Consider the following 25,825-nt stretch of genomic DNA (forward strand, 5'->3'; position numbering starts at 1 on the left):
TCAAAGTATGGTGAAACAGGCGGGCCATCCTACCAACCTGAACTCTCTCGGCTACAAACATTATTCTATGCCTGCCTAGTTCTGACAGATCTAAGCAGGGAGTCGAGCCAGATCAGATTCGGCAAGAATAGCCTTTCTGTTCAGATCATACTAGTTTATTATCAAGTATCCTTCAGCAAGTCAACCATGTTAGAATAGTGAATTTCACTCAGTTGCTCGATAAAGTTATCTACCCTGTAGTTCTCCGGTTCAACTATCCAGAGACAAATTACTCCTACCAATCCAGATATCATGTATTCGATGCCAATTTTTATCTTCTCATCGTGGCGATGATCGCCGATTCCCGAAAAAATGATCGTTTTAAAAGCCTCTTTCAAGTAAACGGAGAAGTTTGGATAAATATTTTGAGTGATCATTGTCTTAAAAAATATCATATTGGCTTCAATATCGTCGAAAATCGTTTTTAACATGGTAGCAAACATATCTTTATCCATCTCATGAATTGAACTCACTTCCAGGCTTAAGCAAGCATTTAAACTCTCCACGTTTTCCTGAAATAACTTCTCCATGAATTGAGGTTTATCTACATAGTGCAAATAAAATGTGTTGCGATTTATCATCGCTTCTTTGGCAATGTCCTGCACAGTAATTCGTTCATAGCCTTTGGTTTGTACTAATCTCAGAAACGCTTCTTTAATGGCTTTCCGCGTTTTGAGAATGCGCAGATCCACTTTATCTTTACCCAATTCGTGCTTCCCCTCCATAAATAATAGTCAGATTTATCAAAAATGATGTTTATTTAACACATTGAATTATATCGACCATTGAGTCTTTTAATTGTACGTTTTACAATTACAACTGTCAATTGAACTCACTAACTCATTCATAAAAGGAGAATCATAAATGAAAACACTGGCGATTGTTGGTGCAGGTAAGGGATTAGGATTATCTATTGCGAAGAGCTTTGGCAAGCGCGGCTTCCAAGTGGCATTAGTTGCAAGAAATGCTGCAAAACTGCAAGATATGGTGGAGGAACTGAAAGCGGATGGTATCGAGGCATCTTATTTCGTAGCAGATATTTTTAACAAGGAACAGATTGAACAGGCTATGACCAACATGAAAGAAAAGTATGGTCAGATTGATGTGTTGGAATTCAGTCCAACAGCAGGCAATTATCCTCCCACTTCTGTATTGGAGTTAACGGCGGAGAACGCCAGGGATGCATTTGAGGCGAATGTGGTTAGTGCCATCCATGTCGTCAATGCTGTTCTCCCTGATATGCTCGCTAGGAAAGAGGGAGCCTTGCTCTTTACCTCAGGATTATCCGCCATGTACCCTGTGTCCATGATGGGGAATATCGGTATTGCTCTTGCAGGGTTACGCAATTATGTTGCTAATCTTCATACTTCATTGTCTGCTCAAGGGATTTTTGTGGGCCACCGCTCATTAGGTTTATTGATCAAGGAGTCAGGTACCGGCGCAATTAATGATCCGGATGTAATTGCAGAGATGTGGTACCAGGCCTATGTAGAGAAAAACGTATGGGAAGAAGAGTATCCTGAGGGGGTTACCCCCGATACCATTCTGTTTTAACATTGGTGATGATTTCAGCAGGTCATAACATACAGTTGTAACCAAGTAGATGAGCTTGAGAACTAGGCATATATTTTGTGCTAAGAAACGCTTGAAAGAGATGAAGAAGCCGCTAATTTAGCGGCTTTTTTGTTATGGCTTTAGCCAGTTGAGTGCGTGAAACGCGCGAAACAAAAAACCACCCGCTATGCGGGTGGAGGGATCGAGGGTTTGACCACCAAGACCATTCCGATAAAATTGAGATGTTCAGGCTCAAAAGAAAGGAATGGTCTTAGATGGCAAACAAGAGCTATAGCCTAGCTCACACAAAGTGGATGTGCAAATACCACATTGTATTCACCCCGAAGTATAGACGGAAAGAAATCTATAATCAAGTGAGAAAAGATTTAATCGAAATTTTCAAACGTCTGTGTAAGTACAAGGGAGTAGAAATTATAGAAGGTCACATGATGCCCGATCATGTTCACATGTTGGTAGCGATTCCACCGAAAATGGCAGTCTCCACGTTCATGGGATATCTAAAGGGGAAAAGTTCACTAATGATATTCGAGAAGCATGCCCAGCTCAAGTATAAATATGGCAATCGAAAGTTTTGGGCAGAAGGGTACTATGTGAGTACAGTGGGTCTAAATGAAGCAACGGTAAGAAAGTATATTCGTGAACAAGAAGCACATGATCAAGCGTTAGATAAGCTGAGTGTAAAAGAATACGAAGATCCATTCAGCAGTAATCGGAGCAAAAAGAAGTAAAACCAGTTTAACTGGTGAGTGAAAGTGACAAATAACACTGAGCCTGAACAGCCCTGCTGTCAGGCTAGCGTCTTTAGGCGCAGTTTGGCAACAGGGGGTTATACCCCAAGAGCAAACCACCCGTTGGACGGGTGGTCCTGATTTTTCGGTACAAGTTCTTGTCCCGAGCCAAAGACAAGAACTTGTACCGATGACAAGACAACGCAAAAAAGATCACTTCATTGTAGAATATAAGAATTATGAGATGGGCGGGAATTGTACATTTTTTCGGGGGAAGTTCTTTATTATGTGTACTAGGAAAGAATAAGCGGGGCTTATACAATAACATTAGAGGTTGTAAACGCTTGCTTTTAATTCTGAGGATGCAATCAATGAATTACCGTAATCCCGTACATGAAGTATTTTATTATTCCAATACCAAAGGAGATGCCTTATGAATCAACAACAACTACCTAAGCCCCACCAACCGCTCGTAACCCACATCTTCACTGCTGACCCGTCCGTCCATGTCTACGAGGGAAAAATCTACATCTATCCTTCCCATGACCTCGATCATGACGAGCCGAGCAACGATAACGGCGACCAGTATAAAATGGAAGACTATCATGTCCTCTCGATGAACAACTTCGATTCCCCGGTGGTTGATCACGGCGAAGCATTGCATCTGAGAGATATTCCATGGGCCTCCAAGCAGCTCTGGGCACCAGATGCCGCTTATAAGAACAATACCTATTACCTGTTTTTCCCGGCACGGGATCATGACGACATCTTCCGTCTGGGTGTGGCAACATCAGAGTCTCCGGCAGGCCCATTCATGCCGCAACCGAATTATATGGAAGGCAGCTTCAGTATCGATCCGGCCGTATTGGTGGATGACGACAATCAGTCATACATCTATTTCGGCGGACTCTGGGGTGGCCAGTTGGAGAAATGGCAGACCGGCAGCTTCGTGCCAGATGCAGAAGGACCTGCTCCTGACCAGCCGGCGCTTGGACCGCAAGTTGCACTGCTTAGCGACGACATGCTGTCCTTCCAAGGCAAGCCTGCCGAGATATCGATTGTCGATGAAGACGGGAATCCGATTCTGGCTGGGGATGAGGAACGGAGATATTTTGAAGGCCCATGGGTGCATAAATATAACGGCTATTACTACCTGTCCTACTCTACAGGAACCACGCATAAGCTCGTATATGCGATCGGCAAGAACCCGATGGGACCATTCACGTTCAAGGGCGAGATTCTCTCTCCGGTTATCGGCTGGACAACCCATCACTCCATTGTGCAAGTTGAAGACAAGTGGTATCTGTTCTATCACGACAGCTCCCTGTCGGAAGGCGTCAACCACAAGCGCTGCGTTAAATATTCGGAGCTGAACTACAACGAAGATGGAACGATCCAGAAGATCAATCCTTATCCGGGTGCGGAGTAAGTTAGCTGGTTAGCGGAAACAGATAAGATTACAATATAAGGCATAATACATGAGGCAGCTCCTGACGGGGCTGCTTTTTTGATAGGAGGAGGATCAGTTGTTTCACTCAAACTTGGAGAAAATCTCTGCTGAACAAAGAATACTTCAGCAGTATACTGATTGAATTAATAAATTTATCTTAATTAAACATAAAGCCTTCTTTCCTTCGGAGAGAAGGCTTTATGTTTAATTAGAATTTTGTTGACACACATATATCCTAATGGCTTTATCCAGTTGAGTGCGTGAAGCGCGTGTCGACGAGTTTTAGTAGGGAACTTCTTTTCCTGTCGAGGGACAAGAAAATAGTCCGATTAACGATTAGATGAGTATCAAAATAAAAAAGCTATATAGAGGAGAGTGGGCTTTAACTTGGGTCAGTAGCGCTACAGGGAAATACTTAACCCATAGAAAGGGATGAAATAGTTGTTTACTTAGATACGTATTGTGTCTTATAATTTTCACAAAGATACATATCGTATCTTAAAAAAGTTTGTATCGCACAAGTAATGTAAGGGTGCTCGCATCTTGGTTCCAGTTTTTGTAGAAAGAGGGGACGACCGATGGAAACGAAAAAAACACCTTGACAGGCACTGGAATTAGAGGTGCTGGATGTGCAGCAAACGATGGCTGGCTATGGATTCAGGCAAATTGATTGGATCGAAGAACATGATGCAGACCTATATGATCCATCGTCCTGATGATCATACTTCAAATTGAAAATCGTATTCTTGCTCAAAAGGTCGCCTGTGGGCGGCTTTTTCGATGCTCAGACGCGGGACAAGAACATTGTACCATTCCAAACCAAGACGACTATGATTGATATTGAGCAGCAGCTAAATAAGGCGTAGCCAGCCTCCTGTTGATGTAACATTCGTTCGAATACGTTGCGAAATTCGTTACGCCGCTCGACAAACATTGTCCAATTGAGGCCTCCACGAAAAAATGATTTCTCCAAAAACGGCTTATACAGACAGTTCATAATATATAACGGAACCTGTTCTTTCAAATCCAGTGGTTGAAACACATGTGATGCATCATCGTAAACGGCTCTTCTTTTGTCAGCTTCAAATGGACGGGGGTGAAGGAGTCAAAAAATACTCGTTTATTATGTTAAAGAGGTTCTACACCATTTATAGCGTTGTGAGAGGGGAGTGATCATTTTGAATACTTCTAAACAAATGATGTCTCATAATTCCAATGATCGTTTTAGTAAACTTGGAATTTATAGCGTCCAAAGTGTCTTTATTATTCTGTTCTTGCTGTTAACCCCTGTCTACTATTTGAACAAATGGGACTTTAAACGTCACAAAAAGCGGAATCCTTTCTACACCAGTAAATTGGTTCGATTGCAAGAGCGTTATCCGATTTTCTACGAATTGGCCATGTACGTTCAAAATTTTCCTATTCCTCGTAATGTTTACAAAGTTTTACCCCCTTTAAAGGGCGATGTTCTTCAGGTGGGCTGTGGTACAGGTTTATTGAACAAGTATCTTCGCAAGCAGAATGATGTTTGTTTTCTCAACATGGATCCGAATATAAATGCTCTAAAACTTGGAAAGAAGTGGGGAAGGTTTAATTCTTATATCCATGCTTTCATTGATAAACCGACTTCTTTACCTGATCATAGCTGCGATATGATTTTGTTTGCAAGAAGCTTTCATCACATTCGCTATCACAAAAAAGCCTTCATAGAGAGCTGCAGACTGTTACGTGACGGTGGATCTATCATTATTGCGGACCCGGTTGTTCTCAAGTCTCTTTCAGGTTCTGTAACGGACGGTGGTTATATGGCGAACTCTTCGATTGATGGTGTAATTTGGAGATTTACCAAAGAAACATTAATTACTCACATAGAGCGCTGTCTTCCTCCTGAATTAAAGATAGAATCAGTAACCGAAACGAGACAAGTGCATGTAACGAATTATAATTTATTTGTACCTCAGACAGATATCGTAGTGGTACTGCGAAAAAGGGAGGCTGTAAACAATGACAACTAAATTTATTTATGGTGTTTGAAATCTGCAGCATTATTCAATGTTTATCCGTTGCTCAGCCAGAAACATGTCTTGCGGATAATATAGGTAAAGGTATCTCTCCACAGAGGTGCCTTTTTTTGTTTTTAGGAACCAAGTCTTGTCCCAAGCTGAAGACAAGATCATTGTGTAGGCTGCAACGTTTGTCGTGTCAAGGGAAGATGAGTTGCACGGGAATAACGGCGTTCTTAGGAGAATAGATATCATCCATTTGTTCACGTAACAGCTTTACGGCTGTTCGTGCCATTTCCTGTTCATCCTGCTGCACATAAGCTACGCCTGAAAGATGTGGATTATCAAAAGATAGCAAGTCGATATTTGAGTGAACGTTCAGAAGACTGATAGCGGCGGATGTAAGGCGTGCTGTTTCTTCAGTCAAGGAAAAGGCTGCCGAAATTCCACTGTGGTTCTGCAAGAAGTTGCTTACATAGTCCAATGCTTGCTCGCTGCGTAGAATGTCGAGAGGGATGTGACACCACAAGCTCTTGTCAATCGAGATGCCTTGATCTGTGTACGCCTGCTCAAAGCCGAGCGTACGATCCTCGACGGCTGTATTGGCATTTTCAGGTGAGATGAGCGCAATCTGCTGATGACTCTTGGATAACAAATGGGATACAGCTTTATACGCACCGCCGTAATTGTCGGATGTAATGGTGTACGTCTCAATGTTGCGCAGATAGCGGTCGATGAACACACACGGGAATTTATCGAGCGACAGACGCAGTAATGATTCGTTATACTTCTCATCTTCTGTTGGAAAAACGATCAACCCCTTCACACCGAGCTCCGTTAGTGTGCGAATGACGTTTGATTCGATAGAGGAGGACTCGCGCGTGATGCTTAGTACCATGCTGAGGCAGGCTTCTTGTAGGAAGTGTTCCGTGTAGTCAACGAGCTTCTGAATGACACGGGTTCTCATCGTCGGAATGATGAAGCCGATGAGCGGCATGGAGCACGCGCTGCTTGGGGATGGCGAGAAATTGATGCTAGAAACAACAAGACTAGAAGAGACGAATGAGCCTTTGCCTTGTACGCGTATAATTAATCCTTCGTCAGCTAGTAGGGTTAGGGCGTTCCTGACGGTTATTTTACTTACTCTGAATTCGTCCATTAGTTCTTGTTCAGAAGGAATGCGGTCCGTTGGCCGAAGCTGCCCTGATTTAATTTTCTGTATAATATTTTCTCGAATTTGTTTGTAGAGCGCCAGCTTTTTCAAAGAGTAGCATCTCCCCATAAACTTTATGATTTTATAATCAATTGGTTATATAAAGCTTATTTCATATATATTATAATACGGCTTGTAAAGCGCTTACAATATGGAATCTGAGAAATTGTTGCGAAGGGGTCTTTTCTTTGAAAGGTTAGAATTATGTTAAGGATGGTGGTGCCAAGATGGATTGTAACCGCTTAAATTAACAGAACTAACCAGTCAGCCGACTTTTCAAATGCATAACAAAAAAGAGAGGATGACGAACAAATGAAAAAACGCAGTGCTTTAATCTCCATCGTTACACTCCTTATTATGTCACTTGTTTTTACTGCATGTGGTAATCCTTCTGGTTCAAAAACGGAAACACAGCAATTAGGCGCTAATGCCGGTGAGAATGCAACAGAATTATCATTTTGGACATTCGCAGATTTGCACGGCAAGCATTTGGATAAAATGCTGGGGTTATGGAACCAACAGAACCCAGACAAACAGATTAAGTTGAATGTAACGGTTATGCCTTACGATGATATGCACAACAAGCTCTTATTGGCAGTTACAAGCGGAAAAGGTGCTCCTGATATCGCGGATATTGAGCTTGGTCAATTCCCTAAATTCTTGGAAGGTGACAACGTTCCCCTGGAATCTTTGAATGATGTATTTGCACCATACAAAGACGTTGTTGTTTCTTCACGTGTCGAGATTTACTCCAAAGCTGATCAGGTTTATGGCTTTGATTATCACGTAGGTGCTACGCTTGCTTTCTACAACACTGAAATTCTCGAACAAGCAGGTGTTGACTACAAGACAATCAAAACGTGGGAAGATTACAAACAAGCAGGTATCAAGGTTTACGAAAAGACTGGCAAGTACTTAGGTACTGCTGATACATCAGCTTCGTGGCAAGCATCGCTGCTACTAGCTCAGCAAAATGCCGATTTTACAGATGAAAATGGTAATCCAAAAGTGAACTCGCCTGAAATGATTAAAGCGTATGAAATGTTAGTCGATCTGCAGAAGAACAATGTTATTCATACGATCCCTGGCGGACAACCCGACACAGAAGAAGCAAAAGGTGAATATAACAAAGGCAACTACGCAAGTGCATTGATGCCTGAGTGGTACATGTCCCGCTTTGTAAACGAAATGAAAGACCTTAAAGGTAAGTATGCAATAGCTCCATTGCCTGTATTCGAAGAAGGTAATCCTCGTTCCGTTGGCTTAGGCGGTACTGGCACAGTTGTTACTAAGAATGGTAAAGACGTTCAGTTGGCAAAAGAATTTGTAGCCTTTGCTAAGCTTTCGAAAGAAGCTACTACAGAAATCTGGAATACACTTGGATTTGACCCAATCAACATGGAAGTATGGAAAGATGATGAAGTTACGAAAAACCCTGAAAATGAATACGTCCAATACTTTAAAACAAATGCATTTGATACTTTGAATGAAATCAAAGACGAAATTAGAGCGATTAAGTCCGTTAAAGCTTCACCAACCATCGGCAATATATTCAATACGGTTACTTTGAATGCTATCTTTGAAGATGGCCAAGACGTGAAGGAAGCGTTGGATGAAGCACAAGCAGCAATTGAACAAGAATTGAAATAAATATAATAAGTAAATGATTTGATTAAACCTGTCGGCAGGTACAGTGGTCGGCAGGTTTAACCATAGTCAAGGGAGATTGAGAATATGATAAAGAAATTTGTATACTCTCAAAAAGTTGCACCTTATGTTTTTGTATTGCCATTTATACTCATATTTTTAATATTCTGGTTTTTTCCGCTTGTAAATTCATTCGTAATGAGCTTTCAAGATAGGATGCTGGGACAGGATCCTAAATGGATTGGTGAAGCAAATTATTCGAAATTACTCACTGATAAAGTGTTTTTGACATCTATTAAAAATAGCATTGTGTACATGTTAGGAACCTTAGTGCTGTTGATTCCTTTTCCCATGTTATTCGCCGTTATGATCAACAGTAAGTTAATGATGGGAAGAGAGTTTTTTAAATCTTCTTTCTTTCTCCCTGCATTGACATCTGTCGCAGTTGCGGGTACCATTTTCCGCCTTACATTCGGTGAGATGGAAGGTTCATTAATGAACAGTTTCCTAGGTCTATTTGGTGTGGAGCCTATCAAATTTTTGAAAGACGGAAATTGGAGTATGGCAGCACTGTTAATCCTCGCATGTTGGAGATGGACAGGCGTTAATATGCTTTACTATCTATCGGGTTTGAAAAGCATTGACAATGAATATTATGAGGCTGCTTCAATTGACGGTGCATCTGCTTGGCAGAAGTTTAGAACGATCACAATGCCATTATTGAAGCCGACCACGGTATATGTTACCACAATTAGTGTTTATGCAGGTTTAGCAATGTTTACCGAGAGCCTGATGATGTTCAACGGTAACAAATCACCCCAAAATATTGGCTTAACCATTGTTGGATATCTGTATAGACAAGGGATTGAGCAGAATAAGCTGGGTTACGCAGCTGCAGTTGGTATCGTTCTGTTAGTCATTGCTATGGTTATCAATTTAACGCAGTTGAAATTTAGTGGAATGTTCAAAAAGGAGGAGGATTAAAGTGGGCAGAAGTCAGACGAGGAGTGATTTCATCTCTAGAATAGTAATTATTTGTTTATTCATTATACTATTCGTTATAATTATGATCCCATTCTACGCAGTGGCCCTATCTTCCTTTAAACCAGGTGAATCATTAGTTAGATATGGTCTTAACCTAAGTTTGGATTTTGAAATCATGAGTTTTGATAATTTCATCTTTCTGTTTACTGGAGAACATGATTATTTTGTGTGGTTTTGGAACAGTATGATTTTAACAATCGTTCAAGTGGTTTTAACACTTTTTGTAAGCGCATTTGTTGCATATGGTTTTGCAGCATATCATTTTAAAGGTAAGAACTTCCTCTTTATATGTGTTTTGCTCATTATGATGGTGCCTTTCGAAATACTGCTGGTTCCTTTGTACAGCCTAATTAATGATTTGGGAATGGTGAATAGCTATACGGCAATCATTCTGCCCGGTATAGCCAATGCCGCGACAATATTTTTCTTCAGGCAATATCTACGAAGCATACCCAAAGAGATTATTCAATCTGGGCGGGTTGATGGCGCAAACGAGTATGCGATTTATTTCAGACTAATTATGCCGATTATGAAGCCATCGTTTGCAGCAATGGCCATATTGAATGGTATGAATAGCTGGAATAATTTATTGTGGCCATTCATGGTGCTCGGAGATCAGAGTAAATATACACTTCCAATCGGTTTGAAAACGTTGTTAACTCCTTATGGCAATAACTATGACTTATTGATCGTGGGCTCCTTCTTCTCCATCATTCCAATTTTCATACTATTCATTGCTTTTCAGAAATATTTCATAGACGGTATGACTGCAGGCGCTGTTAAAGGGTAATCTATATTATGATGAAACAGGTGATAAGATGGAAATCCAACAACGAGCGTCACACGACATTCAACCATTAATTGAACAGAGAGCTGATCCTTTTATTTACAGACATTCGGATGGTTATTATTACTTCGTAGCATCCGTTCCGGAGTATGATCGGATTGAAATCCGTAGAGCCCAGAACCTTGAGAAGCTTGTTACATCAACTCCTGTAGTGATCTGGAGAAAGCGCGAGACTGGTATCCTTAGTGCTAATATTTGGGCACCAGAACTGCATTTTATTGATAACAAATGGTACGTGTATTTCGCTGCCGCACACACGACGGAAACGAATGAAGGCTTGTTCGACCATCGGATGTACGTGCTAGAGAATGAAAATGCCAATCCGCTCGAAGGCATTTGGACGGAAAGAGGGCAGGTTCGTACCGAGTGGGAAAGCTTCGCCCTCGATGCCACTACCTTTGAGCATAATGGAAGCCGTTATTACGTATGGGCACAAAAGGATCCGAATATTGAAGGTAACTCTAATCTGTATATATCTAAAATGAGCAATCCGTGGACGTTGACTGGGTCGCAAACGATGATTTCGATGCCGGAATATGACTGGGAGATCATTGGTTATAAAGTGAACGAAGGCGCGGTATTTCTTCGCAAGGGTAATCGGGTATTCCTCTCTTACTCGGCTAGCGCCACCGATTTCAATTATTGCATGGGCTTACTTGAAGCCGATGCGGATGCTGATTTGCTCGATGCCACCTCATGGCGCAAGTCGCAAACAGCGGTTCTCTCGACAGATGAGAGTATCTCAATGTATGGTCCCGGTCATAATTCCTTCACGGTGTCAGAGGACGACGAAGAGACGCTATTTGTGTTTCACGCAAGAACGTACAAGAACATTATAGGAGATCCGCTGTACGATCCGAATCGCCATACATTTGTGACGGAGCTTTTGTGGACGGCTGACGGCAGACCCGATTTCCGCGGTTCTGTTGCAGCACTTGCACGTTCTTTACAATGAACGAGTGTCCCAACAAGGTTGGTTGATGGATTTGAGTTCGTTTATCCAACTTGCCAAAGAGAGACAGTTAGAACATCGAAGGCACCCTACTGGGTGCCTTCGATTTCGCTCTACAGATAATACTTCGAACCGTATCATAAGGGCAGGATAGTTTAACAAATAAGTCGAAGAGTTGAGTGGGACTAACCTTGCTTAAAGAGGAAAGAGATAACGTTAAATTATAAAAATGTTGTTCACACTTAAATTAACCATGAATTAACCAAAAGTGAGGAAAAAATACTTGTGATAATTTTGGGTTTTATCGAACAAATAGCTTTAAGTAATGATGTTGATGTTCGAAATGTTGTAAGTGTATCAGTTATGACTCGGTTAGGCGACGATACAACAGTTCGGACTAACGACTTGAAATATCTAGGGGAACAAACAAATGTATTGTCTAAAGAAATTGAGGCGAGTTATGGAAGAAGTTGCAATCTAAAGATTCGGGAAACGATAGCTCAATAAAACCGAGGATAGGGCAGGTTATAATCAAACTGCTTAGCGACTTTTTTTATTGTCGAGGGACAAGAAAATTGTGTCATTTCGGATTAGGTAGATATCTAAATAGCATCATGATGGAACTTTCATGGCGAGATAAACACAACTCGAGAGCCTGTGTTATATTTATTAATAAGCATACCAAATAACCTTCCAATCCGAGCTCAATTGGAAGGTTATACCATTATTTCATTATACCGAACGGAACGATTTCTTACTTTTCAAAATGGCATACAACCAATGAACTAGCTTGTTGCGGTCGCGTGTGGGGGTTCGTGTGCAGTACCGACACCAGTGACTGCTCCGATATGTGCTGCATGTATTGGTGCATATGCACTTCTTGGTGGTGGTGCTATCGCTGGGGCAGTAGCTTGTTTCAATTACCTGTGAGGTGATTTGATGAACAAGATTTTAGCGATCTCGGTTTTGGGGATGGGTTTAACTGGTGCTGTTTTAATCATCTCAGTTGCTCTGTTGTTTAACTCTCCAATAGGCAATGTGTTGAAGATGGTTACCGCTGCTTCAGCAGCATCGTTTATTGTATTTGCTGTCTCGGCTTTGGTATTTCGTCGGCGATTAGATGCTGAAAAAAGAGAGTAATATATTTATACTTCCTCACTTTAGGACGAATGATTCCCAGTAGCAATCCTAACAAATGTTTCTACTCAAGAAAAAAAGCATCTCCTCCAGGAGATGTTTTTTTCTGCTTATCTTCAGAAAATAATGAAATATATCTCCTCCAACATGCATTCTCCCCTACAAACACCCATGCCAGAAAATAGAATCTTCTGTTTTATAATATATAGAGTTTATTTCTATTGAGCTGTGTCCAGCCCTACCTCAAATTTTCAGCAGCCCTCACCGGCAAGCCGGTTAACTTTACCCTTGCTTTCGGATCTACTCCTGTAAGTGTTTGTGGTCCAGCCTTTTTTGTGACAAGGGTTTGGGAGAGCGGCGGCGAGACGTTTGACAGTATAAGTCTCTGTTAGCCGGGGAAGCAGCAGCTATTGGAGAACTGTTAAGACGGGATCGGAATCTTTTTGATCCAAGCGAATTACATAGACATTTAGGATGGGAACTGTAATGTTCAGTTTTTAAGACACTTTAGACTCATGGCCAGCTCCTGCATCTGGCCTTTTTTTCTTCAAAACCCGAATGTTTAAAGCGTGGCCAATTGAAAAAAACGACTCTGAGCCGAATAAAGGGGAATATCCCATATAGGATAATAAGGAAAAAAGAAGAGGGAGTTGTTATGAGGAAAGATAGAAATACCGGAATGTTACGTAACGTGGATGCCTTGGGGCGTATTGTATTACCGATGGAATTGCGGCGTACACTTGGGATTGATATTGGCAATCCTTTTGAATACTTTGTAGAAGAAGATGAACGTCTGATATTGAGGAAATATCGAACCCAGGAATGTATGTTTTGCTCTTCCACGGAAGGGCTGTCCTATTTCAAAGAATATTTCATGCTTTTTATTTTATTGTCGCGGGACACAAACATTGTTCCTTTCAAAGTCGCTATTATAGCGGTTTTTTTGTTTTAAGGAACCAAGTTCTTGTGGACAAGAACTTGGTTCCATTGCCGAAAAGGACAAGAACATTGTGTCATTCCCGATTAGATTATTATCTAAATAGTATCACGAAGGAGATCATGTGACTAGATAAAAGCATACGAATATCAGTTGTGGTAAATAGCGTTGACCGACGCAATACTCACCCCCGCGACGGCCGTGGTCGTTCTTTTTGTCTATCTACGGGAATGAAAACTCCCCGTAATATTGATTTTTTATTTTTACCCGGGTAATATTATTGATAAGGGAACGAAAGAGGAGGAATTACATGCAGGTTTCACCTAATAATTCAATAAGCTGCACTGCCTTTGTAGAAAGAGATTGTTTCGCCAAAGGTACATTACAGCATGTTGTTATCACCGTTAAAGAGAATTTAGAGGACAGTAAATTTGTACAATTGCTTATTTTTAATGATTTGACGGGTAAACCACTAGATATTGATTTCCGTGGAAACACAGCTGAGGTGCTTGAGCGGTTAAACAGCCAAGCTGGACATATACCGGATACGAAAGAACATGAACAACCTGCTCGCAGGGTTGGCCGTCCCAAGCTAGGAGTGGTGTCTGGTGAAGTTACTTTGCTTCCTGGACATTGGGACTGGCTTAAAGCTCAACCCGGAGGAGCCTCCGTAACGCTGCGAAGATTGATAGATGAAGCTCGCCGCTCGGGGGAAAACGAAAGTAAAGTTCGCACAGCACAGGAAGCAAGTTATCATTTTATGACTGCAATGGCGGGCGATTTCCCTCAATATGAGGAGGTTTTGAGAGCACTGTATGCCGGGAATAAAGATCACTTTTACGGATTAATAGATGATTGGACAACCGATATCAGAGACTATATTAAGACTTTAGCCAAGTGTGCATTCATACAGGAAGAGAGTTAATAGCCACGTAAACGATGTGCACAACTTCAAATCATGTATCTTACTTGGAAGGGACTGGACATCGAACTGCCGCCGTTGAAGAATCTCGACTATTGCACATAACAGAGTTACCATAAAATTAAGTTTAAGGAGAACATAACAATGAATCTGTTAAAAGTTAACGGCATAGAACTCGCCTATGACAGTTATGGCAGCGAAACGGATGAAACCATGCTGTTGATCGCGGGGCTCGGTACCCAGATGATCCGTTGGACCGTTCCATTTTGTGAAATACTCGCGGCTCGGGGATATAGAGTTATTCGTTTTGACAATCGGGACACAGGTCTATCCACACACTTTAACCATCACGACACATTGGATTTTGAAGCACTTGCTAAAGCACTCATGTCGGGACAACTCCCGGTTATTCCATACACACTTGATGACATGTCTGATGATACAATTGGATTGCTAGATGCCCTGGGGATAAAAAATGCACATGTCGTTGGACGTTCGATGGGCGGCATGATTGCCCAGCTTGTTGCCAGCCGATATCCGGAGCGTGTTCTCTCTCTTACTTCCATCATGTCAACAACAGGAAATCCCGAACTTCCACCAACATCGCCTGATGTAATGGCGTTAATGACTCGGCCAGCACCGAACCCAATGGAGGATGAAGCAGGATACTTAGCTCATAGTGTAGCTTTTGCCAGACGTATTGCCGGTACAGGTTATCCATTTGAAGAGAACGAATATCATTTAATTATTCGAGAAGAGGTTCAGCGAGCTTATGATCCGGGGAGTATTGGGCGGCAAATTGCAGCTATTGCAGTTTCTGGAGACCGTCGTCCACAACTGGAAAAAGTGAAGGTTCCATTCTTAGTAATCCACGGGGTGGAAGACCCTATGTTTGTGCCAGCATGCGGACAAGATACGGCTCAATCCATCTCTGGTGCAGAATTCATGTTACTTGAAGGCATGGGACATGATCTGCCGGCACAGTTGTTTGAAACTGTTGTTGATGGAATCGTACGGACAGCCCGACGCAAAGGATAGCATGGTGAAATGTCCAGGGACAAGAACATATTCCCATTGAAGCCGCTATTTTAGCGGCTTTTTTGTTTTATCGGTACAAGTTCGTGTCCCGAGCCAAGGACAAGAACTTGTACCGATTGCCGATTAGGTGTATATCTAAATAATCAGCATATGCACTTATTTGGGAGCACCTATAAGAATAATGTTACATTAATTAAATCCAAACCCCCGAGTTAGCTGTCTATATAACAGGAGGTGAACGACAATGATCGATGCACAGCAACAAATCAACGCCGCACAAAACGGAGATCACGATGCCTTCGTATCTCTTATAAAGGATCGAACGGATAAGCTGCACCGAGTGGCTCGCCATTATGTACGGGAGTCCAAAGATGCGGAGGATATCGTTCAGGATGCCCTGGTTAAGGCTTATGAGTCACTGCAAACTCTGCAGCAAGCCGAAGCGTTTGAGAGCTGGCTTACCAGAATTGTGGTGAACCGAGCGCTCAATCATTTGAAGAAATCCAAGCGTGTTCACCTGAGCGAAGACCCGCAGGCGCAAGAGCCAGTGGTCGTTAATGATATCGATCAAACCCTGGATCTGGAGCGTGCATTGGCCAGTCTGAATCCGAAGCTGCGTCAGCTCCTGTTCTTAAAATATAAGAAGGACCTGACCCAGCAGCAAATCGCCCATCTCCTGGATATGCCATTAGGTACTGTAAAAACACAATTACGGAAGGGGCTGGAACATTTGCGCAACGAAATGGCTCAAGATTTTCTCGAACGAGACCTGGATACATTACGCCTGCAGTTAAGACAACAGGCAGAGCACCAGTTTGCCGTTTCACCGGATTATGATCTGATCGTCAATGACTATCAAGAGAACACCGGGAGGGGAACAGGGAAGGGAGAAGCGGGATTCTTATGGGTTAAAACGGGGAGTGATGACGCCGTTTCTGCCACGCTCTCCAGGAACGGCAACTTGCTAGACTATGCCATTTCCTGGGCCTCATTGGACAACGAGACACGGATATCTGAGGAGGAGCTCAAACAGCAGACAGAGCAATTCCTGGAAGATCATTATCCCGGCGCACTGCGTGATTTTCCGTATTGTGAGATGGAGTGGATGGAAGGGATGTTTGTGTACACACGACAGCAGAAGGCGATGGGGCTGCCACTTCCTGAGACGGGATGCCTGATTATGGTTCATCCCAGCGGTCGCGTGGTCGGATTTAGGTACTATGGAACCGTTCCAGGGCCAGCACTCCCAACCATGATCACACCAGAAGAGGAACAGATGGCGTGTATGAAGGCGAATTTTTTGCTACATGTGGAATATTGCGTATTGGACAAAGCCGTGTACACGGATGGTGACGATCAGGTCCATCTTGTTTACGCCCCCCGAAGTAGAGGGCTAATCTATACTGCATCATCACAGGAGGAAGTTCCGACAGCCTATAGGGCAGAAGCTGTCCCCTCTGACCCAAGAACTCTGGACGAGTGGCCAGGTGAGTTCCCGCCCGCACGAAGCCTAGAAGAGTGGATTGGCGTAGACAACGACCAATTTCAGTTAGTACAAGACGACAATATTGGCTCGAACACCAAGTTGATGGTGTGGAAGCAACAGAATGAAGAGCGTCCAGCCAAGAATGACCGGTCTTGGAAGGCCTATTGGGCTGATCAGATGGAGGGAGCGGTCAAGGCGCGAGTAGACAGCCAAACCGGACAACTGATTGACTTTGTTTCGCATGGTAAGCCAGATCAACTAGCTCCACTAACCTGGGATCGAGACGCATGTATAGAAGTCGCTATGGAATATGTCCGAGGACTAGCAGCCGAAATGTTGCCGTATCTCAAGCTTCTATCTGAAGAGACCGACGACGAAGATCGTTTGGAAATCATTCGCTTTGGTGTATATGTTCAAGACGTATCTGTCAGGGATGAATGCTATCAACTAGCTGTTGACCGCTCTAATGGGAGGGTCAAAAGTTTGATGTCCCCCTCCATAAGGCCAGAACAGTTAAAGAAGCTGGAGACCGTGCCTTCATTTGATTACCAGACAGCTATCCTCCGATGGACGGCACAGGCCAAGCTGCGTCTGCAATGGGAACGGATGCACAATGCTAGGGCGGAAGAGGCCCCGTACGAACTAGTGTATCGAATGATTGGTAGCGAGCACGAGCGGACGCCCGAAGTGCTTGATGCGCATACGGGGAAGTTATACGAAAATACTTTTTACTGACAAACAAAAACATCTAGCCCGAAACTAAGGGCTGGAAGGCATTCAAAAGCCTGCGGACGTAGAACAGCATTTTAAAAATAGACGTTTAACACAACGTTCTATAGAAAAACTTGTTGAGAAATATGCAACAGCCTTTGGAAAGCCGGCTTTGAGAGTCGATCAAACCGGCATATTAATTGTGTCCATTGAATTTTAAAAACGCCGAACTCGGAATATGAGTTCGGCGTTTTAGCTAGATTATACGACGGAGGGGTGGGAGTTAAAACTACAAACTCATGTCGAGGGACAAGAACATGTACCGATTACCGTAATGGACAAGAACATGTACCGATTACCGTAATGGACAAGAACATCGTCCGATTGCCGATTAGATGTGTACTTAAGTAAAAAGTACATAAGCCCTCATTAGTACCAAATATTTTATATAAGAACATTCACATTAAAATATATTACTTATGTAACATTTCTCAAAGAAAGACTCTTAAATTATAGTTCTCTTTTTTGTCTCAGACTCTCAATAAAAACAGGTAGTTATCTGGATAAAATTAATTGAGCGAGTAAATGAAATAATAATTGCTTCTCGATCGTGTATGCGATATATTGCATATAAGAATAATTGTAATGAGGATGAAAACAATGCCAATACCTAAAGATTTTTCCTTACCAGTCCGTATGTCCGCAAAAGAAAGAGCCTTTTCTCAGATTCAACGATGGATTATTGATGGAACACTGCAACCAGGTGAAAAGCTTATTGATGCGGAAATGGCTGAATCGCTTGGAGTCAGCCGGACACCGATTCGGGAGGCATTTCAGTTACTCGAAGTTCAAGGCCTCGTGTCCATGCATCCAGGAAAAGAAACAAAAGTAACGAATATTGAGAAAAACGATATTTTTAAGATGTATTCAACGATGGCTGCTCTTCAGGCCTTAGCTGCTGAAATCACCGCCCAAACTATTGTTCCAGAACAGATCGAGAAACTAAGATCCATAAATTTGGAATTCGCAAGTTCTATTAAAAATGGACAAGTTTATCAGGCTATGGAGGTGGATGAGCAATTTCATAATTATATTGTGGAGCTCTCAGATAATCCTTATGTAGCTACATTTAATACATCTCTTCAGATTCACATTAGGCGGTTTAAATACGTATTTTTAAAACAACCTATTACGGCTACACTAGCTTCAGTTGAAGAACATGATCAGATTATTAAAGCTTTTGAAGGCAAAAATAGCAACGATGCCCATAATTTAATGAAACAAAATTTTATTCGACCGATGCAGGAACTGAACGAAATACTTTGAAATGAGGGAAGAAACATGGAAAATAAAAAAGATCTTCGCATTCGAAGCAAGGTAATCAGTGAAGGTGCTAACCGGGTACCGAACAGAGCGATGCTGCGTGCTGTTGGATTTCAAGATGAGGATTTTAAAAAGCCAATGATCGGAATAGCAAGTACGTGGAGTGAAGTAACACCGTGTAATATGCACATCAATGATTTAGCGGTGCAAGCTAAGCGGGGCGCACGTAATAACGGCGGTGCTCCACTAATTTTTAATACGATTACCGTTTCTGATGGGATCTCGATGGGGCATGGCGGGATGTTGTTCTCGCTACCAAGTCGGGAAGCTATAGCTGATTCGATTGAAATTGTGACCGGAGCCGAGCGTTTTGACGGCGTTGTTGCAATCGGTGGGTGTGACAAGAATACGCCTGCATGTTTGATGGCTATTGGACGGATGAATATTCCTTCTGTTTATGTATATGGAGGAACCATTCAACCTGGTAATCTCGACGGTAAAAAAGTGGATATCGTTTCAGCTTTTGAAGCCGTTGGGCAATATCAAGATGGAAAAATAACAGATGAACAATTGCATAAGGTCGAATGCAGTGTTTGTCCAGGTCCAGGGGCTTGTGGGGGGATGTATACCGCTAATACGATGGCCGCAGCTGCAGAAGCAATGGGTATGTGTTTGCCTGGTTCTTCTTCGACATCAGCTATCTCAGCGGATAAAGCATTGGAATGCGAAGCAGCCGGTAAGCAGGTCATCTCACTTCTTGAACAGGAAATCTACCCAAGAGACATTATGACGAAGAAAGCATTTGAGAATGCGATCACCGTTGTTATGGCTCTAGGGGGATCAACCAACGCATTTCTCCATCTGCTAGCTATTGCGCACTCCGTAGAAGTGGATTTAACCTTGGATGATTTTGAACGAATTCGCTTGCGTGTTCCTCATTTGGCAGATCTGAAGCCAAGTGGTCAGTATGTCATGCAGGATTTGAATGATATTGGTGGTGTTTCCGGGGTAATGAAGCTATTGCTCGCTGAGGGATTACTTTATGGGGATTGCCTCACCGTAACTGGTAAAACGTTGGCGGAGAATTTAGCGGAAGCTGCTCCACTACAGAATGATCAAGAGATTATACGTCCACTCAATAATCCGCTTAAACCAAATGGACCACTGGTTGTGCTTCGAGGAAACCTAGCTCCTGAAGGCGCTGTTGCCAAAATGTCAGGCATGAAGATACAACAGTTTTCCGGGCCGACAAAGGTGTACGATAGCGAAGATGAAGCGACAGAAGCGATCATGAATGATGAAATTCAAGAAGGGGACGTATTGGTCATACGCTATTGTGGACCGAAGGGTGGACCAGGTATGCCTGAGATGCTTTCCGTTACAGCACTCATTGTAGGAAGAGGTCTCGGGGGAAAAGTTGCTCTCATAACAGATGGTAGGTTCTCGGGTGGCTCGCATGGATTTGTAGTCGGCCATGTATCCCCTGAGGCACAAGTAGGTGGACCGATCTCTTTGCTCCAAAATGGAGATATTATCACCATTGATAGCGACATTCAGGAAATTAAGGTTGAAGTGCCAGAAGAAGAGTTGGCCGCTCGAGCGCAAGCTTGGGTACAACCGCCACTGAAAGTGAAATCCGGTGTACTTGCCAAATATGCTAAATTAGTTTCCTCTGCTTCAAGAGGTGCAGTAACAGATTTGATGGAATAGACAATTAAACATTGATGCTACATATAAAATGGGAGGGGAGAAGCTACTACAACGAATGCATGAAGCGCGCTAAACAAAAAAAACGCCAGCTTTAGAGATCAAGAATGTCGCAAGAAAAAGATGAAGAATTTAGTTTCATCATTTGAAAATGAAGTGCACCCCCTAGAATAGACATTGGAAAAACCCCTGAGTTTAGCCGATGAAATTCTGGGGGGTGTATTTTTGCTTGTACCGTTTCTCGACTTTCATTAATTGGGGGTTGGCTACGAATAGCAGGCAGGTTCCGGCTAGTGTTTGGATGGTCTAAATCTCGAATGAGTAAATATTGCCAATGCAAGTCGCTAGCCCGTTAGGCAATCCAAACTAGCTGCTTTCAATATTAAATTAAACTCTCGAAGAAAGGGAAACAGAAAAATGTCGAGGGACAAGAACATAGTCCGATTACTGATTAGATGAATATCTAAATAGTATCATGACAGAACTTATGGCGAGACAAAAGCACAATTCGCTTTCTGAAACCAAGAACTCAGTTCCATTGCTGAAAAAAATGACGCTGTCAAAGGTGAGTATAGTTATAAAGTTCTTGTCAAAAGAAACTTGGAGCCATGAAATTTATAAGGGTTACGGGTATACGAGCTCCTAAAACGAAACCCTTTTACTTATGTTCAAAATCTAATCTGAAATAACCCTGTATTCTGGTCCCAAAATGGAACAAGAGTTGTCGAGGGATAAGAATATGGCACGATTAGGAAAATAGCTAATCGGTTTTCCCTAGCTAATTCATGCATCTATCGCTCAGGATAGTGTAACTATGGCGATACGAAAAACTGGAACCGCAATCAATATATATTCGCAGATAAGGTTTCTTTTAAAACATCTTCAAATATAAAAAGAAAGTTATCTATTCTAAATAAGAATTAGTACTTTTTTGCAAACAATTTAATGACCATTCTTTATAAAGAATGATGCAAACATCAGTGATTGTTGGACAAGATTCAAATTTTTTTCTTCTATTATAGATCTACTCTCATTTGTTCGTTAGTGCAGTTCAACATGTAGTGTTTTGATTCGGTCAGATAACAGGTACAGGAACATCAATTTGTACATTGCGATTGATCTCCTTAATGTACAAATTGTAGATAGGCGCTGGGGCACGTTTAATCTGTCAGCCATTAAACTATTTGAGCAGAAGAACTCGCATATACAAAACAAACATGAGGAGTTGCAACCGGGCAAAGTTCCTTAGAAGTATATACAATGCTAGTGCGCGCTCCTCTGGTATCCTATACTTAGCAGCTATCATAACAAATTCTCGATGTTGGGTAGGATCACCCCCAGAAACAAGAATAAATTATTCTTCCACATATTACCTTGTTGATCGCTAGAAGGGAACCACAAACGGTTCATCTTCGTTTACTAGTTCAACTGCGCAAGTTCCAAACAGCCCTTGGAAATGCTCCAAGTCTTGTTCGGAAATTTTTGGATTATTGCTATATGTGTAACGATAGAATTCACAAATAGCTTTCTCCTTACATCTCTAAGTCTAAAGAGATGTATATTCTTTCATAGAAGATTGTGGTCTTAATCCTCTTTGTCTTATGCTGCTAAATGAGATACCGCATAAAATAATAATCACTCCAAGCCATTGAGACCAACCTACTAATTCTCCTAGTACAAGTGAAGACATTATAACGGCCATGGGTAATTCAGATGCGGTCATAATTGTACCCATTCCTGAACCGATATGGGGCATACCTATGGAGTACAGAAGTGGAGGCAATACAACGCCAAAAACTCCGAGAACTAATCCATATGGACTCAATCCTGCCAGCACATCCAAGTTGAATAAGAAGGTTGGATGGAAAACCACAAAGACAGTAATAACAGCTCCAGTTGAAAGAAGGGCGCTTTTCAATACGGGCGAAGTATCTTTCGCAACAGAACCACTGAGGAAAATAAATAAAGCGAAAGTTGAAGCAGCCAGTAGTCCCCAAATTGTTCCTTTCCACGATAACGAGAGATTTCCTTGAGAAAAGACGTTAGCCGCTAGTAGGGAACCGAAAAGCAGTACACCAATCGAGATTAGTTTGCCCCCGGTAGGTTTTTTCTTCTGAAGGACCCATTCATATAATGTCCCAATCCAAACAAACTGAAATAGTAAGACAATAGCTAGAGAAGCATTTATGCTCTGTAGTGATTGATAATAAAACATACCTGTCAGTCCAAAGGGGATTCCGGATAATAGAAGTTTTGTAATTTGCTTGAGAGTAAGGCTTCTCTTTTTGACAAAGATCACAAATATCCAACTTAAAACTGCACCAAAGAAATATTGTGCGCCAGTGACTTCTGGTGTTGAAAAGCCAGCGTTATAAGCCAGTTTAACAAATGTGGAAAGGATGCCGTAACAACAACCTCCCAAAAATACAATAAGTGCATAATGCCATAATTTCATAAATATTCCTCCTTTTTTGCATACAAAAAAACCACACAAATGCGCATAGGCATTCGTGTGGCGAAAATAGAGATCACTCTCTAGAAAAATCCACATCCATCGGGTTTTAGTATTTCGTTCATTTCGGTATCAGTATAAAAGCAAAGGTTTGTTCTTGTCAATAACCTGTGACAGAGAATGAGGATAAAAGTCAAAAGGAAACCTACACCTTCAGTAACAGTTGAGTACATAGTAATGTGCTTGTATAGCAAATATTCTAAAATTCATATGGAATATGTGAACTAAATTTTCTTTCATATATGAAATGTAAGTATGGTCATGTGAATACCTTTTTATAAGTCAAGTCCTAGTAAAAAAACACTTGCATTTTTTGAAAAAAGTGTTTTATTATTGTCCGCAAAGAGAGCTTGTACATCAACTGGGTTGTGACTGTTCAATCAGGCAATACCATTTCTGGCCAGAAAAGACGTACTTTTTGCTAACTTTTCACAAAATTTGAAGGCTGTTGACAAATTTGAAATTACTAAAATAGCCTTGCAGAATTGAGCGTCGTTGTGCAAAAAAACAGAACGCTGAACTTCAGCATGGAAATGATGTTTAGAGTCTATCCACTGGACAGCCATACAGTTTTTTTGATGCAAAGTCACAGCCAGAGAGGAAGAGCACTCATGAATTATGATCAGTTGGCCAAGGAGATTTTGTCTCGAGTTGGCGGTGTTGAAAACGTTAACAGCGTTGTTCATTGTATAACACGATTGCGATTTCAATTAAGGGACGAAGGAATGGCCCAAACAGAAGAATTAAAGAAAGTGTCTGGGGTCATTACGGTCATGCAAAGTGGCGGTCAATACCAAGTTGTGATAGGGAATGAAGTTCCGGATGTATATAAGGCCATCACTAAACTTGGAAATTGGTCTGTAGAGGGTGAAGAGACTTTAAGTTCCGATGAAAATAAAACAGCCAAAGGAAATATCTTCAATCGTTTTATTGATATGATTTCAGGTGTTTTTCAGCCATTACTTGGTTTGTTGGCTGCGACAGGAATGATTAAAGGGTTCAACGAATTGTTTTTGTCTTGTGGATGGATTTCGGAAATATCTGGAACGTATCAATTGCTAAAAGCAACTGGAGATTGCCTATTTTACTTCTTCCCCGTATTTTTAGGGTACACTGCAATGAAAAAATTTGGTGGGTCGTCCTTTATAGGAATGGCTATAGGGGCATCACTCGTTTACCCAACGTTATCGAATTTAAGTGAAGGGGACCCTCAATACATTTTGTTTGGAGGGACAATTTTTGAATCTCCAATTCATATTACGTTTTTGGGTCTGCCTGTTATTTTAATGACGTATTCCTCCTCAGTCATACCCATCATTTTAGCTTCGTTCTCTGCATCAAAATTAGAAAAAGTTCTAAAAAGAGTTACACCACAAGTGGTACGAACGTTCTTGGTTCCCTTTTTTACGATGCTTATCATTGTCCCTGCTACTTTTTTGGTAATAGGGCCCATATCTACATGGGCAGGAAATTTAATTGGAGCGGGCGCTACTGAAATTTACGGATTTAGCCCTATTTTAACGGGTATAATAATAGGCTCCATGTGGCAGGTTTTGGTTATTTTTGGACTTCATTGGGGAATCATCCCCATCGCGTTGCTGAATATTGGAACACTTGGATCAGATCCAATTATGGCGCTTTCTTTTGGAGCTTCATTTGCGCAAATCGGTGTGGTTCTAGCGGTTCTGATCAAAACTAAAAATCAAAAAATAAAAGCATTGAGTGTACCAGCATTCATTTCTGGGATTTTTGGCGTCACGGAGCCTGCTATATATGGTTTAACTTTACCCTTAAGAAGACCATTCATTATGAGTTGTATTGCCGGAGGTATCGGTGGAGGTCTTTTGGGGTATGCTGGGTCAAAATTTTACATTCTTGGAGGCCTCGGTGTGTTCGGCTATCCTAACTTTGTAAATAAGGTAGCCGGTATTGATTTCAGTTTTTATATGTCACTCATTGCAACTGCCGTCGCCTTTATTTTTGGGTTTGTCTTAACCTACTTTATTGGTTTTAAAGATCCAACAGAGACGATATCAACCAATATTGCTGAAAAACAAGAATTCGTTCCTAATACAAGTCTATTAAATGACCAACCCTTTGAAATCGTTAGTCCGATGACAGGTACTGTAGTTAGACTCCAAGATATTAAGGACGAAACTTTCGCAGGAGAGTATATGGGCAAAGGGATAGCCATCCTCCCTACAACGGGACGTGTTGTATCTCCAATAAACGGCATTGTACAAACGATTTACCGTACGAAACATGCTATTGGCCTTATCAGTGATGATGGAGTAGAAATACTCATTCATATTGGACAAGATACCGTTCAGTTAAAAGGTCAGCACTTCAATTCATTCGTGAAAGATGGGGATCGGGTTAAGGTTGGGGATGTCATTGTAGAGTTCGACTTGCTGGCGATCCAGGATGCAGGTTATGAAATGGTAACCCCCATTGTTATTACAAATACGTCCATGTATCACGACATTGTAGGAATTGCAAATGACAGGGTAGATGAAAAAGAACCGTTACTCAAAGTATATGCACAAAAATAGGG

The 25,825-nt window shown here is 41.8% G+C and carries 20 protein-coding genes; 17 read left to right on the forward strand and 3 right to left on the reverse strand.

Annotation, left to right across the window (positions count from 1 at the left end; all coding sequences use genetic code 11):
- Positions 1-161 precede the first annotated feature (161 nt).
- Complete coding sequence (locus NSQ20_RS17880; RefSeq protein WP_051447337.1) at positions 162-746, reverse strand: TetR/AcrR family transcriptional regulator; 585 nt, start codon at positions 744-746, stop codon at positions 162-164.
- 157 nt (positions 747-903) lie between these two features.
- Here NSQ20_RS17880 and NSQ20_RS17885 point away from each other — a divergent pair, with 157 nt between their 5' ends.
- The 5 genes from NSQ20_RS17885 to NSQ20_RS17905 all read left to right on the forward strand — a co-directional run bounded on the left by NSQ20_RS17885 (position 904) and on the right by NSQ20_RS17905 (position 5,807).
- Positions 904-1,593, forward strand: coding sequence for an SDR family NAD(P)-dependent oxidoreductase (locus NSQ20_RS17885; protein WP_036673652.1), 690 nt, complete (start codon positions 904-906; stop codon positions 1,591-1,593).
- 275 nt (positions 1,594-1,868) lie between these two features.
- On the forward strand, positions 1,869-2,342 hold the full coding sequence (tnpA, locus tag NSQ20_RS17890; protein ID WP_100529447.1) for an IS200/IS605 family transposase: 474 nt from the start codon (positions 1,869-1,871) through the stop codon (positions 2,340-2,342).
- Between the two features lie 433 nt (positions 2,343-2,775).
- Complete coding sequence (locus NSQ20_RS17895) at positions 2,776-3,771, forward strand: glycoside hydrolase family 43 protein (protein WP_076250504.1); 996 nt, start codon at positions 2,776-2,778, stop codon at positions 3,769-3,771.
- 629 nt (positions 3,772-4,400) lie between these two features.
- Complete coding sequence (locus tag NSQ20_RS17900; protein ID WP_340033041.1) at positions 4,401-4,508, forward strand: paeninodin family lasso peptide; 108 nt, start codon at positions 4,401-4,403, stop codon at positions 4,506-4,508.
- 462 nt (positions 4,509-4,970) lie between these two features.
- Positions 4,971-5,807 (forward strand): class I SAM-dependent methyltransferase, encoded by an 837-nt coding sequence (locus NSQ20_RS17905; RefSeq protein WP_340030466.1) that lies wholly within the window; start codon positions 4,971-4,973, stop codon positions 5,805-5,807.
- A gap of 187 nt (positions 5,808-5,994) precedes the next feature.
- Here the strand turns inward: NSQ20_RS17905 and NSQ20_RS17910 are convergent, their stop codons facing one another.
- A complete protein-coding gene (locus tag NSQ20_RS17910; RefSeq protein WP_017688249.1) occupies positions 5,995-7,059 on the reverse strand; it encodes a GntR family transcriptional regulator in 1,065 nt (354 codons plus the stop codon).
- 261 nt (positions 7,060-7,320) lie between these two features.
- Here NSQ20_RS17910 and NSQ20_RS17915 point away from each other — a divergent pair, with 261 nt between their 5' ends.
- The 11 genes from NSQ20_RS17915 to ilvD all read left to right on the forward strand — a co-directional run bounded on the left by NSQ20_RS17915 (position 7,321) and on the right by ilvD (position 20,762).
- Positions 7,321-8,658: an extracellular solute-binding protein gene (locus tag NSQ20_RS17915; RefSeq protein ID WP_340030467.1), complete on the forward strand. Its 1,338-nt coding sequence runs from the start codon at positions 7,321-7,323 to the stop codon at positions 8,656-8,658.
- Between the two features lie 84 nt (positions 8,659-8,742).
- Positions 8,743-9,639, forward strand: coding sequence for a sugar ABC transporter permease (locus tag NSQ20_RS17920; protein ID WP_105408707.1), 897 nt, complete (start codon positions 8,743-8,745; stop codon positions 9,637-9,639).
- A 1-nt stretch (position 9,640) separates the two neighbouring features.
- A complete protein-coding gene (locus NSQ20_RS17925; protein ID WP_036613886.1) occupies positions 9,641-10,489 on the forward strand; it encodes a carbohydrate ABC transporter permease in 849 nt (282 codons plus the stop codon).
- 28 nt (positions 10,490-10,517) lie between these two features.
- The gene (locus tag NSQ20_RS17930; RefSeq protein WP_340030468.1) at positions 10,518-11,501 is read left to right on the forward strand and encodes a family 43 glycosylhydrolase; all 984 of its coding nucleotides are present in this window, start codon (positions 10,518-10,520) and stop codon (positions 11,499-11,501) included.
- A 936-nt stretch (positions 11,502-12,437) separates the two neighbouring features.
- Complete coding sequence (locus NSQ20_RS17935; RefSeq protein ID WP_105408717.1) at positions 12,438-12,638, forward strand: hypothetical protein; 201 nt, start codon at positions 12,438-12,440, stop codon at positions 12,636-12,638.
- Positions 12,639-13,290: 652 nt separating this feature from the next.
- On the forward strand, positions 13,291-13,587 hold the full coding sequence (locus NSQ20_RS17940) for an AbrB/MazE/SpoVT family DNA-binding domain-containing protein (protein ID WP_340030469.1): 297 nt from the start codon (positions 13,291-13,293) through the stop codon (positions 13,585-13,587).
- A gap of 295 nt (positions 13,588-13,882) precedes the next feature.
- Complete coding sequence (locus NSQ20_RS17945; protein WP_340030470.1) at positions 13,883-14,497, forward strand: DUF2239 family protein; 615 nt, start codon at positions 13,883-13,885, stop codon at positions 14,495-14,497.
- Positions 14,498-14,638: 141 nt separating this feature from the next.
- Positions 14,639-15,532, forward strand: a complete 894-nt coding sequence (locus NSQ20_RS17950) for an alpha/beta hydrolase (RefSeq protein WP_340030471.1) — start codon at positions 14,639-14,641, stop codon at positions 15,530-15,532.
- Between the two features lie 244 nt (positions 15,533-15,776).
- Complete coding sequence (locus tag NSQ20_RS17955; protein ID WP_340030472.1) at positions 15,777-17,753, forward strand: sigma-70 family RNA polymerase sigma factor; 1,977 nt, start codon at positions 15,777-15,779, stop codon at positions 17,751-17,753.
- Positions 17,754-18,389: 636 nt separating this feature from the next.
- Complete coding sequence (locus NSQ20_RS17960) at positions 18,390-19,055, forward strand: GntR family transcriptional regulator (protein ID WP_100527506.1); 666 nt, start codon at positions 18,390-18,392, stop codon at positions 19,053-19,055.
- 15 nt (positions 19,056-19,070) lie between these two features.
- Positions 19,071-20,762 (forward strand): dihydroxy-acid dehydratase, encoded by a 1,692-nt coding sequence (ilvD, locus tag NSQ20_RS17965; RefSeq protein WP_340030473.1) that lies wholly within the window; start codon positions 19,071-19,073, stop codon positions 20,760-20,762.
- A 1,543-nt stretch (positions 20,763-22,305) separates the two neighbouring features.
- On the opposite strand, the gene NSQ20_RS17970 is transcribed toward ilvD, so the two are convergent.
- The gene (locus NSQ20_RS17970; RefSeq protein ID WP_340030474.1) at positions 22,306-23,214 is read right to left on the reverse strand and encodes a DMT family transporter; all 909 of its coding nucleotides are present in this window, start codon (positions 23,212-23,214) and stop codon (positions 22,306-22,308) included.
- Between the two features lie 668 nt (positions 23,215-23,882).
- Here NSQ20_RS17970 and NSQ20_RS17975 point away from each other — a divergent pair.
- The gene (locus NSQ20_RS17975) at positions 23,883-25,823 is read left to right on the forward strand and encodes a beta-glucoside-specific PTS transporter subunit IIABC (RefSeq protein WP_340030475.1); all 1,941 of its coding nucleotides are present in this window, start codon (positions 23,883-23,885) and stop codon (positions 25,821-25,823) included.
- Positions 25,824-25,825 lie beyond the last annotated feature (2 nt).

Origin of the sequence: Paenibacillus sp. FSL K6-1122, assembly GCF_037977015.1 — a bacterium.
Classification (GTDB): Bacteria; Bacillota; Bacilli; order Paenibacillales; family Paenibacillaceae; genus Paenibacillus; species Paenibacillus amylolyticus.

Bases quoted from the DNA above. Each gene is read 5' to 3' on its own strand.
- NSQ20_RS17975 (WP_340030475.1), top strand. From the start codon at position 23,883: ATGAATTATGATCAGTTGGCCAAGGAGATTTTGTCTCGAGTTGGCGGT.
- NSQ20_RS17945 (WP_340030470.1), top strand. From the start codon at position 13,883: ATGCAGGTTTCACCTAATAATTCAATAAGCTGCACTGCCTTTGTAGAA.
- NSQ20_RS17885 (WP_036673652.1), top strand. From the start codon at position 904: ATGAAAACACTGGCGATTGTTGGTGCAGGTAAGGGATTAGGATTATCT.
- NSQ20_RS17935 (WP_105408717.1), top strand. From the start codon at position 12,438: ATGAACAAGATTTTAGCGATCTCGGTTTTGGGGATGGGTTTAACTGGT.
- NSQ20_RS17940 (WP_340030469.1), top strand. From the start codon at position 13,291: ATGAGGAAAGATAGAAATACCGGAATGTTACGTAACGTGGATGCCTTG.
- NSQ20_RS17970 (WP_340030474.1), bottom strand. From the start codon at position 23,214: ATGAAATTATGGCATTATGCACTTATTGTATTTTTGGGAGGTTGTTGT.
- tnpA (WP_100529447.1), top strand. From the start codon at position 1,869: ATGGCAAACAAGAGCTATAGCCTAGCTCACACAAAGTGGATGTGCAAA.
- NSQ20_RS17960 (WP_100527506.1), top strand. From the start codon at position 18,390: ATGCCAATACCTAAAGATTTTTCCTTACCAGTCCGTATGTCCGCAAAA.
- NSQ20_RS17930 (WP_340030468.1), top strand. From the start codon at position 10,518: ATGGAAATCCAACAACGAGCGTCACACGACATTCAACCATTAATTGAA.
- NSQ20_RS17920 (WP_105408707.1), top strand. From the start codon at position 8,743: ATGATAAAGAAATTTGTATACTCTCAAAAAGTTGCACCTTATGTTTTT.
- NSQ20_RS17895 (WP_076250504.1), top strand. From the start codon at position 2,776: ATGAATCAACAACAACTACCTAAGCCCCACCAACCGCTCGTAACCCAC.
- ilvD (WP_340030473.1), top strand. From the start codon at position 19,071: ATGGAAAATAAAAAAGATCTTCGCATTCGAAGCAAGGTAATCAGTGAA.
- NSQ20_RS17915 (WP_340030467.1), top strand. From the start codon at position 7,321: ATGAAAAAACGCAGTGCTTTAATCTCCATCGTTACACTCCTTATTATG.
- NSQ20_RS17955 (WP_340030472.1), top strand. From the start codon at position 15,777: ATGATCGATGCACAGCAACAAATCAACGCCGCACAAAACGGAGATCAC.
- NSQ20_RS17950 (WP_340030471.1), top strand. From the start codon at position 14,639: ATGAATCTGTTAAAAGTTAACGGCATAGAACTCGCCTATGACAGTTAT.